This is a genomic window from Chryseobacterium caseinilyticum (assembly GCF_014837145.1).
Taxonomy (GTDB): Bacteria; Bacteroidota; Bacteroidia; order Flavobacteriales; family Weeksellaceae; genus Chryseobacterium; species Chryseobacterium caseinilyticum.
In genome coordinates, this window is record NZ_JACYFS010000003.1 from 59660 (window position 1) to 75148 (window position 15489).

Genomic DNA, 15489 nt, shown 5'->3' on the forward strand with positions numbered 1-15489 from the left:
AACTATTTTTATCATTGATAAGTTTAACTTTGCCAGAAGATTAATATCCAACCTTAAAATTAAACAGAATGAAAAAAAATTTCTTCTTAGCGACGTGCTTTGTGGCATTCAGTATTAATGCACAAGTGAACCGTTTTGTATATCAGGTCACCATGAAATCTGATGCTGAAAACAAGAATGATGTAAAAACAGAAAACGCCTACCTCGATATTTCAGCAGAGAAATCTCAGTTCTATTCCGAGAACAGAATCAAGAGAGATTCTGTAATGCAAGCCATGTTTCAAAGTGGAGGTGCACGAAACTTTAACCGTGAACAGATGGAAGGTTTAAGATCAAACATCGATTACACCATAGAAAAAGACAAAAAATCTCAAAAAACGACGTTTAAAAACAGAATCGGCAGGGATTTGTATTCATACGAAGAAGACAGACCCGTCAACTGGAAAATGCTTTCTGAAACCACAAAGATCGGAGACTATAAAGTACAGAAAGCTGAAACAGAATTTGCAGGCAGAAAATGGACGGCATGGTTTACAACTGATCTACCTTATCAGGACGGACCGTACAAATTTTCAGGACTTCCCGGTTTGGTGGTAAAAGCAGAAGATGATAAAGGAGAATATTCTTTCGACCTGATGAAGAACTACAAAATTGCAGACTTCCCGGCAATGAACCAGTTTGGAAATACAATGAAAGTAAAACGTACAGATTACGCCAAGCAGCAGGAAAAATTCAGAAAAGATCCTGAAGCTTTCATGAGTTCACAAAACACTGGCGGCGGCGGTGGCAGTATAAGAATTGGTGCACCAAGTCCGCCGATGAGTCGTGGCGGCGGAAATCAAAATTCTGCTGAGATGAGAAAAAGAAGACAAGAAAGAATGAAGGAGGAAATCAAGCGCAACAGCAATCCAATCGAATTAAATTAGATAAAATATAGACCGAAGTTTTCACGAGCTTCGGTTTTTTTGTTATCTTAAACTTTAAAGCTTCAAAATAAATAAGTTACACGCTATTTTGTTTATATTTACATAAATAACCTTTTGTGAAATATTTTATTTTCTTTTTTTTAAACCTTTCAGCTATGGTTTTTTCTCAGCAGACGGAAGATTTCCGTTCTGTAAAAACCTACTATAATCAACACAGAAGCATGCTGAATCAGGAATTTAAAAAGAAATTTGATAAAGAGAAGAATAACTTCGTGAAAGTTTCCATCAAAAATGACTTTCAACTCTTCATGAGAAAGATGGACAGCATTGAAAATGTTGCATTAATAGGCGCCCTTCTGAAAACCAAAAACCTTGAAGACTTACAGCATTTTAAAGGACTGAAATTGAACCTTAACAATCTTCAGGATCTCCCGCAAACCATCGATAAAAACGCAGATTATCCGGGAGGCATTAATGCTTTGAGACAGGAAGTTGCAAATCTTTTTTATTCTGATGGTGTTTATTCTGAAATAAGAGATGTTAAAACTCAGATTGCATTTATCGTTGAAAAAGACGGAAGCATTTCTAATGTAAAGGCTGAAGGGGAAAATTTCACACTCAACAGACAGGCTGAAATTGCATTATATTCTGTTGTAGAAAGATTTTCGCCCTCCTATATCAATGGAATAGCTGTAAGATCCCGCTTTAAATTGCCATTAAGTCTGAAATTTGATTAAAATTAATTAAAATTCATAAAAAAACTTCACCATGTCGTGGGAATGTTTATTTTTGGCAAAAAAAACTTCATGAAAAAGATTTTTACAGTTTTAACGGTTTTATTTTCAGTAATAAACCTTTTCGCACAGGATCTTAATCCAAATAATGAATCCGGTTCCCAGAGAAAAAACGACATTGTAGTAGATCCTATTCTGCTCATTGCAGTACCAATGATCAATATTTCTTATGAAAGAATTCTCAACAAAGATATGGGTGTCGGGGTGAATGCAATGGTAACGTTAAGTGACGAAGTAGATGACTTCAAACAGTTTTCTCCGTATTTCAGGTATTATATGGGAAGAAAATATGCACAGGGATTCTTTTTTGAAGGATTTGTACCTGTAACAGTGGAAAACGATGTGTATTACAGCTATCAATATGATGATATTAACAACAATTATTACTACGTCAACAGTTCCAAGAAAAATTTAACGACTGTTGGAATTGGTTTTGGAGTCGGAGGAAAATGGGTTATTAAAGACCGTTTGGTAATAGAAGCGAGTGGCGGTATTGCCAGAAGATTCGGAGATTTCAACACATATGATATCGGCCCGGTCACCGGAAAAATCATGGGTGGCATTGGTTACAGGTTTTAATTATAATAAAAATATATCCTGAAAAGCTTAGTTTTGCACTAAGCTTTTATTTTTTATGTTTACCGACGAATATTTTATGAAAATGGCTTTTCAGGAAGCTGAACTCGCGTTTGAAAAAGATGAAGTTCCGATTGGCTGCGTGATCGTTTCAAATGACAGAATTATTGCAAGAGCTCATAATTTAACCGAAACCTTAAACGATGTTACTGCCCATGCCGAAATGCAGGCAATTACTTCCGCCGCCAATTTTCTGGGTGGAAAATACCTGATCAACTGCACTTTGTATGTCACTTTAGAACCCTGTGTCATGTGTTCGGGAGCTTTGAGCTGGTCGCAGATTTCAAAAGTAGTCATAGGTGCCAGAGACGAACAGCGGGGGTTTATCAACAAAAATCTCAGCCTTCATCCCAAAACAGAAATTGTCTCCGGAATTATGGAAAATGAATGTTCAGCGATTGTGAAAGAGTTTTTTAAATCAAAAAGAGGTTGAGGCTTAGGTTTAGGCTGAGATGTAAAGCTTTTCAACCTTAACCTTAACCTTAGTTAAATATCTTTCCCTAAAAAGTACAGTCCTTTCAAAGTGTGAAGTCTGTCTGCAAGATGTATCTTATCAGTCAATGGCTTGTAAACGTGGGAAACGCCTCCAGTGGCGATGACGAAACAATCGTCATTCACTTCATCATTAATACGGTTGATGAAACCTTCTACCATTCCTAAAAAACCATAAACCATCCCGCTTTGCATGCAGGAAACGGTGTCTAATCCCAAAACAGATTTCGGTTTTACCAGTTCTATTTCCGGAAGCTGGGCAGTCTGACTGATTAATGAATTCAAAGCTGTCACAATGCCCGGAGCGATAATAACGCCCAGACATTCGCCACTTTCGGCGACGCAGCTGGCAGTAAGCGCAGTTCCAAAATCAAGGACGATTTTTTTTCTGTCTGGATACATATTGTGCGCTGCCACGAGGTTGGCGTAAATATCAGTTCCCATTTGTTTTGACTTGGCTACTACTCCCGAAGGCGTATTTCGGTCGACCATTACTGGCATGATTCCGTGAATCTTTCTGATTGCAGAGCTTATTTCCCTGGTCAGCTGCGGAACTACAGAACCGATAATGATTTTTTTGATTTTTTCAGGATCAACTTTATAGGTTTGATAAAGAATCAGCATCTGGCCGTGAAGCTCATCGGCTGTACGATAAGGTTTTGTATTGATGACCCACGAGATCTCGCAGTTGTCACCATTAAAAAGTCCGAATCTGATGTTGCTGTTGCCAACGTTGATTACGATTGAATTCATTGAATAGCTTTTCGGGGGTAAATTTAATAATTAAAATAAAAAGAGCCTTTCAATATTTGGTAAAATGATTTATCATTGTAAAATCAATTCATTAAACTCCAAACACCTATGAAAAAACTTTTAATTCTCCTGCTCATCAGTCAGTTTACGATACTATTCTCTCAGAAAAACATCAAAATGTATAACGAAAGAAAAGGCGATTCCATATCCTTTTACGTTGATAATAAAGATATTTATCCTGTATCACTGGTGTTTAACGGTCAGCCTGAGACCGAGAATCTGAAAAAACCGGAATTATTTAAAACCACTCAGGTTATACCCGGAAATGCAGTGAAATACAGAGTTACTTATTTTGTAGTCAACGACAGAACAAAAGGCTGGAGCATTAGAAAAATGCCCGGCTACAAATCTTATCTCGGAGATATTACTATAAAGGATTACGATAAAAATTACCAATACGATCTTCCTTACAAAAAAGGAGAGTCTTATCTGATGTATCAGGGCTACAATGGCACATTTTCTCATCAGAACGAAAATTCATTAGACTTTACGATGCCTGAAGGCACAGAGGTTTTGGCAGCCAGAGAGGGAATGGTAATCGAAGTTGTGCAGAGCAACAACCGAAGCTGCCCCACCAGAGACTGTGCACCGTTCGGAAATTATATTTCTATTTTACATCCTGACGGCACGATTGCCCAGTATTATCATTTAAAACAGAATGGAGCAAAAGTGAAAATCGGCGATACCGTTATCAAAAGCCAACCCATTGCCCTGAGCGGAAATACAGGCTGGAGCAAAGGTCCGCATCTGCACTTCAATGTATATATTTCCAATCCGACGGCGGAGAAATTCAGAACAACGTTGAAAACCCTTTTCAGAACCGGTGATGGGAGTAAGGCGGAGTTTTTGGAGGAGAAGAAGACCTATTTGAGGGAGTATTGATTGATTTGAAACTTATTAATATGATCAACCAATTATTTATACAGTTCATCAAATTTCATCTAAATTAAATTGTTCAAAAATAACACGCCACATAATTAATATAGTAGATCCAGCATCTCCCGAACTTGGTTTACGGTAAACCTGTAAAATAGGATGTACTATTTTTAAAGGTTTTGAGAATCGCCTCTGCACTACTGCAACAAACACTCTACATGATGAGAAAGTTCACTTCACGCGTGCGGCAGACTTTCTCATCGTGAGAAAAGGTGTTGCGAGGGTGCGGGCAACTTTCTCATCATAATGAAACCCCGTTACAGTGGTGCAGGAAACAATCTCATAATCAATATTAAAAAACACATTTAAATATGAAATCTATTCATTTACCCAAACTCCGCAATGCAGAATATCTGCAGTTTATAAAAGATTTTGCGGGCGTCATCAGTCTTAATGATCCGGCAGGTCTGCAGATTGATGGTAAACTTTCAGCACTTACAGACGAAACCAATGAGCTGGAAGGTTTGTTTAAAAAAGCAGTCGCAAGCGATAAGACCAAAATTCTTCTGGCACTCGACCAAAGAAGAGATGATGCGATCAATGGGATAACCGTTTTTCTGGAGTCTCACGAGTACCATTTTGAAGATCAAAAGAGACATAATGCTCAGATTCTTCTGAGAAATCTTGCCAATTACGGAAGTGGGATTGCCCGCGAAAATTATCAGTCTGAAACGGCTATTCTTAATAATATCTTCAGCGAATGGACGAATGACAGTAACCTGTCGGATGCAGTGATTTCTTTGGGATTAACTTCGTGGCTGAACGAACTGAATGACGCCAACACTGAATTTAATACTGAATATCTTCTGCGGACGCAGGAATATGGAGACGCAAATCCCCAAACCATCAAATCTAAAAGAGAGAAAACCAAAGTTGCCTATTATGCACTGCGCGACCGTATAGATGCACTCCATGCTTTCTCGGAAACCGTGGAATCGCCGTACACCAAAGTGATTAACGAGCTTAACGCATTAATTGATCAGTATAATACAATGTTGATGAACAGAAAAAATCTGTCTACTGAGGAAAAGGCGGACAAGTCATCATAAATACACAATCCCCGAAGTGTTAATCTTCGGGGATTTGTTTGATGTCGTCTTTTCAGGGCTTTCTTACTGTCGGTCTGTTAAGGTCATTGGGCTTCACCCAATGCTTTTGATGTCGCCCTTTCAGGGCTTTTCAATTTAACTCTGATCCAAAAATTATCTCAAATCAATAAAATTATCCGTCGGATTTACATCCGCCATTCTTTGGCTCAAATCTATGCCCAACATTGATAATTGAGATTTTGAGTAAGGAATTGTAAGAATATATTCTTTCTGCGTCCAAGGCCAGTATTTTTCTGTTTTGAAATCGCCGTAGCCGTCCTGTTGTTTCCAAATGCGGGTCATGTTCATCGGGATTTGGTAAGTAACGATTTTATTTTCTTTTGTCATGATGCTGAAGTCAATAGGCATCGGGATCTGACTGTTGTTAACTAAAGTTATCGTTGTAGATTTTGCGTCGTACTTTACATCTTTAATTCCGTAGTCGATGGTTTTTGTGGTGTTGATCCAGTAATGGTGAAACCATTTTAAATCCATCCCCGAAACTTTCTGTGCGATGTGAAGAAAATCTCTGTCGGTAGGATGTTTCATTGCCCACTGATCAAAATATTCTTTCATTATTTTTTCTAAATTCTGCTCGCCAACGATGTAGCCTAACTGCACCAGATACAATTCACCTTTCACATAACTTGCAAAACTGTAAGCCGTGCCGTTGTCATGATGATCGCCCAACCAAACGGCAGGCTCTTCAATTCCTCTTTTAACAATATTTCTGTAGGCATCAATTTTCTCAACAAACGGATTTGGCCGCTCGTCTTTTGGAGGAAAAAGCTGATGCATCACGATGCTTTCGGCATAACTTGTAAAACCTTCGTCCATCCAAGGTCTCAGCGGTTCGTTGGTTGCGAGCATCTGCTGATACCATGAGTGCGAACCTTCGTGAACCATCAGTCCCATTAAATCTTCAATGCCCTCTGCTTCACCTAAAATCATTGTACACATTCCGTATTCCATTCCGCCATCGCCGCCCTGAATGAATGTATAAGATGGATAAGCGTATTTCCCGAAACGGGAGTTCATAATCTGGAAGTATTTCGTTATTAAAGGTTTTGCCTCGCCCCAGACTTTTGTTTTATCATTCTTTTGATATACAAAAAACACTTTCGGCCCTTGTGGAATATCAAAACTTTCTACCGAATAGTCTTTGTCTGCCGCCCATGCGAAGTCGAGCATATTTTTGGCTGACCATTTCCATGTAGCTTTGTTTTTATCTGCTCTAATTTTTGCTGAAGCGTCGTAACCTTTCACTTCTGTAGGATTCAAAAGTGTTCCGCCTGCGCCAACAACATAGTCTTTGTTGATTTTAATGGTAACATCAAAATCTGCAAACGGGGCATGAAATTCTCTTCCCACATAATCGAAAGTTGCCCAGCCATCGTAATCGTATTCAGCAATTTTCGGATACCACTGTGTCATCGTCATATCAACTCCTTCACGGTTATTTCTTCCACTGCGTCTGATCTGCTGAGGAATCACAGCATCCCACTCCATGGTAAAAGTAGTTTTGGAATTGGGTTTTAGAGGTTCATTTAAATAAACCTTCATCACGGTTTCCTGAATTTCAAACTTCAGATTCTTTCCGTTTTGTTTGATCCAGTGGATGTTCTGTGCGCCTTCCTGATCTTTTGGAATGGATGCCAGTCTTGAAACTCCGTCTTTCTGCAATCTCGAATCTCCGTTTCTTCCCTGTCCGGCCACCCGCTGATCCATCATTGAATTGGGTTTAAAAGCATTCCAATATAAATGGAAGTACACGACATTGAGTTCGTCCGGCGAGTTATTGGAATAGTTTAAAGTTTGATTTCCTTCGTAGGTAAATTTTTCTGCATTGACATCAATATCCATTTTGTATTGGGCAGCCTGCTGATAATAAGCGTTCTGCTGCGCCTGAAACTGCGAAATGATCAAAGCAAAGAGTATTGCAAACGATTTTTTCATTGAAGATTTTATTTTTTTTAAAGGTAAGTATTTTTTTGAGTTTCGCACGAATCACACAGATTTTCACGGATTGCAGAGTAGAGGAATCTGTGAAGATCTGTGTAATCTGTGAGGAGTTTTTAATTACCAGCGTCCCTATACCTGTGCTTTTTAAATTTAACCAAGTAGGCTTACCTATTAGTGAAAAGCATCCGTATTGTTTGCGTTGAAATGAATTATTTTTTTAATTAAAGTAATCTGTCCCAAATGATAATAGCAATGCTCGATCATTCCATCTATATTTCTGAGATAGGTATTATATTTTTCATCGATAAAAACTTCATTCAATTGAGACTCGGGCATCTGTTCCAATAATGTTGAGAACTTTTCAGAATCATTCCACAGTTTATGTAAAAGAGATTCCCATTGTTCCTGAGATTCAATTGGTGGAATATCAAAGCTGAACTGATCTTTGATTTCCAGATTGCCACCTTCGAAAACATTGAGAATTCCGTCAATATAATAGTCTATGTGAAATGTGAGCATTGCAATGGTGTTGAGATCGGCAATTTTAGTGTTTGCCTGATGCCAGGTTACGTCTGAAAGCTGATCTTTAAAATTGGTATTGGCAATCCATTTTCCATCCAATAAAACTTCACGGAATCTTTTGGCTAACTGTGAGGGTGTGCTCATTTCTTTTACATTTAAATATCTTAAAGATAATATTTTTTGAGTTCACACAGATTACACAGGTTTTTTAAAAACAGCAAAATAATTATTGCCACAAATTCACGAATGAACCGGTACTATCTGTTCCAAGTAACCTTGTCAAGGTTCGTCAAGATTAAAACCAAAAAAATCCTTCAAGGTTTTAGAAACCTTGAAGGATTAAGTGTATTCTGAGTGATCAGACTTATTTTTTCGAAGAAATTTCTTTCTTTCCGCTTTGTAAAATCTTTTCCAGGATTCTTAAAGTAATCAGATATGTCGGTTTTACACCAGTCAATCCTAATCCTCCCGAAGAAAGGGTAGCTCCCGTTTCCAAAGGATTATCTGAAGCGTAGTAAGCATAACTTACAAACAGATCCGGCGCAATATGATGCCTGATTTTAGAGGCTACCTGAATCGCTTTTTGATAATGTGCACCTTCCATTTCCAGTCCGATGGCTTTCCATGAAGTATTCATAAAGTATGAAAGGATATCCCTGTTTTGAAGTGAAGTTCCCAAAACGGTAATCATCGGCCCTTCGAATGCCTGCAGTTCGTCATCTTTAAAATCTTCCAGCTTCAGAGCATTTTCAAACGGATAATTATCTGCCGTTCCTTCAAAGATGTGGGAAGTCGGAATCATAATGTCGCCTTTTCCACCTGATAGAATTCCCGCTTTCCCCATGATAGAAACAGATTTTACTTTCATCATGTACACCTCACCTTTTTGCTCGAAAGGTCTCAATAATTCATCCATCACCTCAAAGGCCTGTTCGCCAAAAGCATAATCGAAAACCATGATTACATCGTCTCCGTCATATTTCAAGTGACCAAAAGGAGTATTTTTAAGATTGGTTTTGCTTAAATCAATAATCTGAACGTCGATGTTACTTCCGCTTTTGTCGTTGATATAAATTAAACCTTCTTCCAAAGCGTATTTTGAAACTTTGTCGCGAAGATCTTTTTTATCTGAAATTTCTCCGTAAAGTTTGTAATCAACGTCTTTAGGATCTTTTTTCTTTAAAGCATCATTGCTGTACAGCATATTTTTCACCGAATGCATATTCGCGGAAATAATATGTAACGGACGCATGTGAAGATCATTTTCAAATAAAACTTCTTTTACTTTGTGAGCCCATTTTTCACCGAAATAATGGTGTCCTACTCTTTCTTTAAGAATTGCGCTAAAGTAAATTTCTCTTTCACGGCTTTGTTTAGCATCTTCAAGACTTACTTTTCCTAAATGATAAATGATTTTGAATAATCTGTCCGGATTTTCATCGTCGCCAAAAGTATTGTACGCATTTAAAGTTTCATCGAAAGTTCTTCCTATTAGAGAAGACAGATGAATCAATGCCACTTCTTTTTCTCTTCTGCTGAATTTTTTCTCACCCTTTACAACCTCTTCAATAATTTTGAAAGCACGTGTCGGCTTCCAGTTTTCATCCTGAATAAATGCGAGATTACGGATTTTATCGGCTTCTATAAATAAGAATGTTAAGTGGGTAAGGATATCATAGATTTCAGAACGTCCCAAAAGAACTTCAATGTTCATCTGATGTTCATCGATACGGTAACAGTTTCTTCTTCTCTTTTTAGGAACGATCGGCTCGAAACTTCCTTTGTCAAAACCTTCGTCTGATGTAAGATGAATGAAAGCACATTCTTCTATTCCTTCCGGAAGCCTGTCTAAAACATACATCAAACCATCAAGCTCCAATTTGCTTGGAACGCTCATGGTACCGTAAATTTCGGGATTGATCGTTTTCAACAAACTTCTAATGCTTTCTCCGGAAACTCCGCTTGGCTTGAAAAAACCTCTATAAAACAGATGTCTCATAGAAATGTATAGTCTTTCAATTGCCTCGGTGGTTTCTCTTGCTCTAGAATTTGTCATATATTAAATTTTTTATAAAAAGTCTGCTAAGTTACGGAAAATAAATTTAATGATTTAAAAAGCTTAAAACCAAATAATTACCATTTAAACTAAATTTTTAAACGATTTAAAATTAATATTTACGGTTTGATTGAGAAAGAATTTTGGAATAAGTTTTATTCATATTGCTTCCGTAATTAATTATCTATTTTCTTAATTACGGTCTCCATTTTTTCTACGGTGACTTTTTCTACTGTTTTCATCAGTTTTCTATTCAGATAGAATTGTACAGTATACGTATTATTTTGGGTAGGAGTAATCAGAATTCCCTCTTTGGGTTTTCCTTCAGCATCCATCTGAATTCCCGTGATGATAAGGTTTTCGTCGGTTTCTTCAATAAATTTGTTGCCTGAAATTTTCTCTGCCAACCTATTGAAATTCTCCTGAAGACCTGAACTTTCATTCACCAGCGTGTAAACTTTGTAGAACAACTCAGTTCCTTCCATCGGCTCCATCGATTCATCAACCGGATTTACGGTACTTGAGACAATTTTTCCGTTTTTCTCGCGATAAACAATAATGCTTTCTTTATACTTTGAATCTAAATAATCTTTTCTGGTACCGTCAACTACTTTTCCATCTATAGAAAGCTGTTTGGTAAACGTGTTTTTTGATGGGTCAATTTTAATTTCAGCCTTTCTGTTTGCCTGCATATCGCTGATTTCAATCGTATTATTTTTCAGTTCAAAATGAAGTCTGTTGAAATAATGCACTGCAAACAAATCCCAGTCGAACGCCTGCAACACTCCGTTTTTCCAGTATTTGGACGTAAACTGTTTTTCGTTCAAAACATACTCAACGCCATCGTATATTTTTCCATCCTTGTAAGTAGATTTAATATCATAAGACTGATGTCTCAAATTATCCATGTTTTTCAGATAATCGTTTGAATATTGAAATTTCAGAATTCCGTTTTCGTAATAATTGACCTGCTTAAATTCACAGTTGTCTTCTGTTTCAAAATATCCTGAGAACGGTTTGCTATTTTTAAAAACACCTTCATAAAGTTCCTGAGGGTTTTCTGAAATATCAAAAGAAAAATCTTTAACCTTTACGAGAATTCCATTTTCATACAGCTTTTGCTTCCGAATGTTATCCTTGTTATAAGTATCTTTAAAATACGTTTCTTCTGTAATTTTTCCGTTTTTGAAAACCGAAGTTTTCTCACTTTCAACCAGGTTTCCGTTGTACGGTTCGTTATTTTTATACTCTAAAGTTCCCACGACTTTTCCGTCATCATAGAAAGTAGTGATTCCGTTGAGTTTTTCATTTTGGATGGTGTAGGTTTTTTCTAAATTCTCCAGTCTGTAACCAAACACTTTCTGCAGACCGGTTTTTTTGAAATTTTCAACATTGATTAATTCATAGGTGTCAGAACGATTTCCATTGTCTTCAATAAAAGTTCCGTTAAAAGATTTTCCGTTTTTATAAATTCCTTTTCCAACAACTTTCCCGTCTTCATTTTTCACGACCGCTTCTCCCTCTCTTACACCGTTTGTGTAATTTTGATTGACAAGCATTCCGCCTACTCTCACGTCGAAATTGCCGTTAAATGGTTCGTTTTCTTTGTACACTCTTTTGCTTTTCACAGATCCATTTTCGTTAAAGACGGTTTCTTCACCTTCTTTATAACGAGTTTTATAGTTTGTTTCTAAAGAACTAGTTCCATTTGGGAAATAAACAAGCTCTTTTCCTGACTTTTCGCCTTTAATATAGTTTGAAACAGATTTTAGATTGGTCGCAAAATTATTCTGAAGATAATATTCGTATTCAGATCCATTTTCAACACCATCTACGTATTTCCTAAACTGAGTTTCATTTAAAGATTGAATTAGCTTTCCGGATTTATCGTAATTTTTGCGGGAAACAGGTTTAAAGTCATAGGATCCAATTACAAAAACCGTTTCCTGAGCCAGCTGTTTTGAGTTTGCCCAAAATATTTTCTCAGTTACTGTTTTTCTGTTGTTTTTACTCTCGGCAATATACTTATCTTCATATTCGCCTGGCGGCACAGTCATTTGCAGCTGCCTTCCATCAGTACTCGGAGGAGCTGGAGGTGGTGGTGGTGGAACCATTCTTACATTATCACTTATCACTTCGCCAACCCCTTGTATCATATCCACTTGCTCGATTTTTGTGTTGTAATCGTAGTTGTCACTATGTTTTACCTTTTCGAAACTTCCGCTTTCGGGTCTCCCTTTTACATAAATCCCTTTCATTAAAACTGATCCATCGGTTCCGTAAATAATTGTTTCGCCATCTTTAACACCTTCTTTATACTGCACTTTCTTCCGAAGTTTTCCATTCTGATGATAATATAATAGGGTAGCATTTTTTGTATCGTTACGGTACTGTTTGAAATTCTCGTCATTTCCGTTTTGGTCGTACCAGATGATATCACCTACATAAGAATCATTGTCACTTTTCAGAGCATAACCTTCAAACTGCGGTATCCCATTTATATAAAAATCCTGAACCAGAACCAGTTCACCGATTTCTTTCATGGGCATTAATCTGTAAAATGAAGCGTTTGCTTTTGTGGTAATTTCCCAGTCTTTATCGTAGTAAATAAGTTCAGTTTTCTGGGAATAATAAATCTGAGATATCAGAAATGAGATAATGAGAATTAATCTATTTGTCATTTGAGTTCGATTTATTCAAAAATAGGAATTTTAGCTTGTATTCAATCTGATATTTACAAACATGTATTTTATGATGGTAAATAATAAGTATTCATGAAGATAGATATATGAATTGTAAATTTAAAATGTGGTTTAAGATATCATTTATACAAAACGGTACTCTATTCCATTTTAAATTTTAAAAATTTTAAAACACCCCTGTTGAAAATATGACAGAGGCTTAATTTAAACTTAAATTAATTTTAAATTATCATAAAATTTAGGGGTATATCATTTTTGATTTATATTTTTTGTAAATTTGCCCCGTAAAAATCAACCTATATGTCAACTTTAAGATTCAAAGCGTTAGAAACTTTACCATTCAAGGACTTCAGAAAAGATAATTCTATTGAAGTTCCTGTAAAATTGTCAGAATTATTCTGCCAGAATGTTTTCTCTGAGGAAACGATGAGAGAATACTTAACGAAAGAAGCTTTCCAATCTATTTTGGATGCGATGAAAAAAGGAACTAAAATCCAGAGACACATCGCAGATCAGGTAGCTGTAGCAATGAAAGACTGGGCAATGAGCAAAGGTGTAACACATTATACACACTGGTTTCAGCCATTAACAGGAAGCACTGCAGAAAAACACGACTCATTCTTCACGCCAATTGAAGGTGGCAGAGCAATCGAGAGATTCAGTGGAAACTTATTGATTCAGCAGGAGCCGGATGCATCTTCTTTCCCGAATGGTGGTATCAGAAACACTTTTGAAGCAAGAGGTTACACTGCCTGGGATCCTACATCTCCGGCATTTATTATGGGAACTACCCTTTGTATTCCTTCAATCTTTATCTCTTACACAGGAGAAACTTTGGATTATAAAGCACCTCTTTTGAGAGCTTTGAACGCTGTAGACGAAGCTGCAACGAATGTAATGCAGTATTTTGATAAAAATGTAACGAAAGTAACGCCGACTTTAGGTTGGGAGCAGGAATATTTTCTGGTTGATTCAGCATTGTATCAATCCCGTCCGGATTTGGTTTTAACAGGTAAAACTTTATTAGGACACTCTCCTGCAAAAGGACAGCAGTTGGATGACCATTATTTCGGTTCAATTCCTACAAGAGTCATGAATTTCATGAAAGAACTGGAGGTTGAATGTATGAAACTGGGAATTCCTGTTACTACAAGACACAACGAGGTGGCTCCAAACCAATTTGAGTTGGCTCCGATGTTTGAAGAAGTAAACGTTGCTGTTGACCACAACTCTCTGTTGATGGACGTTATGGCAAGAATTGCTCACAGACACCATTTCCATATTTTATTCCACGAAAAACCTTTCGCAGGTGTAAACGGAAGCGGAAAACACAACAACTGGTCTTTGGCAACTGATACTGGCGAAAACCTTTTAAGCCCGGGAAAAAACCCAAAGAAAAACTTACAGTTCTTAACATTCTTCGTGAATACCATCAAAGCTGTTCATGAATATGCAGATCTTTTAAGAGCAAGCATCGCTTCTGCAAGCAACGACCACAGACTGGGCGCAAACGAAGCTCCACCGGCAATTATTTCTGTATTTATCGGAAGTCAACTGTTCAGAGTTTTGGAAGAGCTTGAAAAAGTAACTGAAGGGAAACTTTCACCGGATGAAAAAACAGATTTAAAACTGAATGTAGTTGGAAAAATCCCTGAGATTCTGTTGGATAACACAGACAGAAACAGAACTTCTCCATTTGCATTTACAGGAAATAAATTTGAGATCAGAGCGGTAGGATCTTCTGCAAACTGTGCAGAATCTATGACGGTAATGAACACGATTGCCGCAAAACAGTTAAGCGATTTCAAAATAGAGGTAGATGCTTTAATTGAAACCGGTCTTAAAAAAGACGAAGCGATCTTCAATGTATTGAGAGAATACATCAAGCAGTGTAAAAACATTATGTTTGAAGGAGACGGATATTCTGATGACTGGGCTTTGGAAGCTGAAAAAAGAGGCTTAAACAACTGGAAAACTACTCCTGAAGCTTTGAAGCAGGAAATGAACCAGAAATTCCTTGATCTTTATGAAGAAATCGGAATCTTCAATCACAGAGAAGTTGAAGCAAGAAACGAAATCAAATTAGAAAAATATTCAACTGTAATTGATATTGAAGCAAGAGTTTTAAGTGATATCGCAAGAAACCACATTATCCCTTCCGCTTTAAAATATCAGAACAGACTGATTGAAAACGTAAAAGGTCTTAAAGAAATCTTCGGAGAAAAAGAATTCAAAACACTGGCAAAAGAGCAGATGAGTTTGATTACAAACATTTCTGAAAATGTTTCAATAATCAAATTGGGTGTTGAAGACTTGATCAAAGCAAGAGAAGCTGCAAAATCGGTATCTGACAGCCAAACTCAGGCAGAAGATTACTGCACGAAAGTAATCCCATTATTTGAGGGAATCAGAGAAGCATCTGATAATCTTGAAATGATGGTTGATGACGAGCTTTGGCCAATGACCAAATACAGAGAAATGTTATTTACAAGATAACATCTTTAAAGTTCCATATTAGTGAAAATTCCCCGCCATCTCAGGCGGGGAATTTGTTTTTGATCT

Annotated in this window: 12 protein-coding genes; 7 read left to right on the plus strand and 5 right to left on the minus strand. The window is 37.1% G+C overall.

The genetic code is table 11. The features are described from left to right. The first annotated feature begins 68 nt into the window (after window positions 1-68). The 4 genes from IC610_RS10890 (at window position 69) to IC610_RS10905 (ending at window position 2789) form a co-directional block, all read left to right on the plus strand. Window positions 69-926 (plus strand): GLPGLI family protein, encoded by an 858-nt coding sequence (locus tag IC610_RS10890; protein WP_191736887.1) that lies wholly within the window; start codon window positions 69-71, stop codon window positions 924-926. Window positions 927-1081: 155 nt separating this feature from the next. After that, window positions 1082-1663, plus strand: a complete 582-nt coding sequence (locus IC610_RS10895; protein ID WP_228462910.1) for an energy transducer TonB — start codon at window positions 1082-1084, stop codon at window positions 1661-1663. 69 nt (window positions 1664-1732) lie between these two features. Next, window positions 1733-2299: a DUF3575 domain-containing protein gene (locus IC610_RS10900; RefSeq protein WP_191736888.1), complete on the plus strand. Its 567-nt coding sequence runs from the start codon at window positions 1733-1735 to the stop codon at window positions 2297-2299. Between the two features lie 55 nt (window positions 2300-2354). Continuing rightward, window positions 2355-2789 carry a nucleoside deaminase gene (locus tag IC610_RS10905; protein WP_191736889.1) on the plus strand — a complete coding sequence of 145 codons (435 nt, stop codon included), beginning with the start codon at window positions 2355-2357 and terminating at the stop codon, window positions 2787-2789. Window positions 2790-2842: 53 nt separating this feature from the next. Here IC610_RS10905 and IC610_RS10910 read toward each other — a convergent pair whose 3' ends face one another. Beyond that, a complete protein-coding gene (locus IC610_RS10910; protein WP_191736890.1) occupies window positions 2843-3601 on the minus strand; it encodes a type III pantothenate kinase in 759 nt (252 codons plus the stop codon). Window positions 3602-3709: 108 nt separating this feature from the next. On the opposite strand from IC610_RS10910, the gene IC610_RS20180 reads away from it, so the two are divergent. Together IC610_RS20180 and IC610_RS10920 are read left to right on the plus strand one after the other, a co-directional pair. After that, window positions 3710-4543, plus strand: coding sequence for a M23 family metallopeptidase (locus IC610_RS20180; protein ID WP_191736891.1), 834 nt, complete (start codon window positions 3710-3712; stop codon window positions 4541-4543). 365 nt (window positions 4544-4908) lie between these two features. After that, window positions 4909-5646 carry a DUF6261 family protein gene (locus IC610_RS10920; protein ID WP_191736892.1) on the plus strand — a complete coding sequence of 246 codons (738 nt, stop codon included), beginning with the start codon at window positions 4909-4911 and terminating at the stop codon, window positions 5644-5646. Between the two features lie 153 nt (window positions 5647-5799). On the opposite strand, the gene IC610_RS10925 is transcribed toward IC610_RS10920, so the two are convergent. From IC610_RS10925 to IC610_RS10940, 4 genes are all read right to left on the minus strand, one after another. Next, entirely contained in the window at window positions 5800-7641 is a 1842-nt protein-coding gene (locus IC610_RS10925; protein WP_191736893.1) for a M1 family metallopeptidase, read from the minus strand. Window positions 7642-7818: 177 nt separating this feature from the next. Continuing rightward, window positions 7819-8313 carry a DUF1572 domain-containing protein gene (locus IC610_RS10930; RefSeq protein ID WP_191736894.1) on the minus strand — a complete coding sequence of 165 codons (495 nt, stop codon included), beginning with the start codon at window positions 8311-8313 and terminating at the stop codon, window positions 7819-7821. A gap of 220 nt (window positions 8314-8533) precedes the next feature. After that, window positions 8534-10225, minus strand: coding sequence for a DUF6909 family protein (locus tag IC610_RS10935; protein WP_191736895.1), 1692 nt, complete (start codon window positions 10223-10225; stop codon window positions 8534-8536). A gap of 176 nt (window positions 10226-10401) precedes the next feature. Continuing rightward, entirely contained in the window at window positions 10402-12906 is a 2505-nt protein-coding gene (locus IC610_RS10940) for a toxin-antitoxin system YwqK family antitoxin (RefSeq protein ID WP_191736896.1), read from the minus strand. A 321-nt stretch (window positions 12907-13227) separates the two neighbouring features. On the opposite strand from IC610_RS10940, the gene IC610_RS10945 reads away from it, so the two are divergent. Then, window positions 13228-15423: a glutamine synthetase III family protein gene (locus tag IC610_RS10945; RefSeq protein WP_191736897.1), complete on the plus strand. Its 2196-nt coding sequence runs from the start codon at window positions 13228-13230 to the stop codon at window positions 15421-15423. Window positions 15424-15489 lie beyond the last annotated feature (66 nt).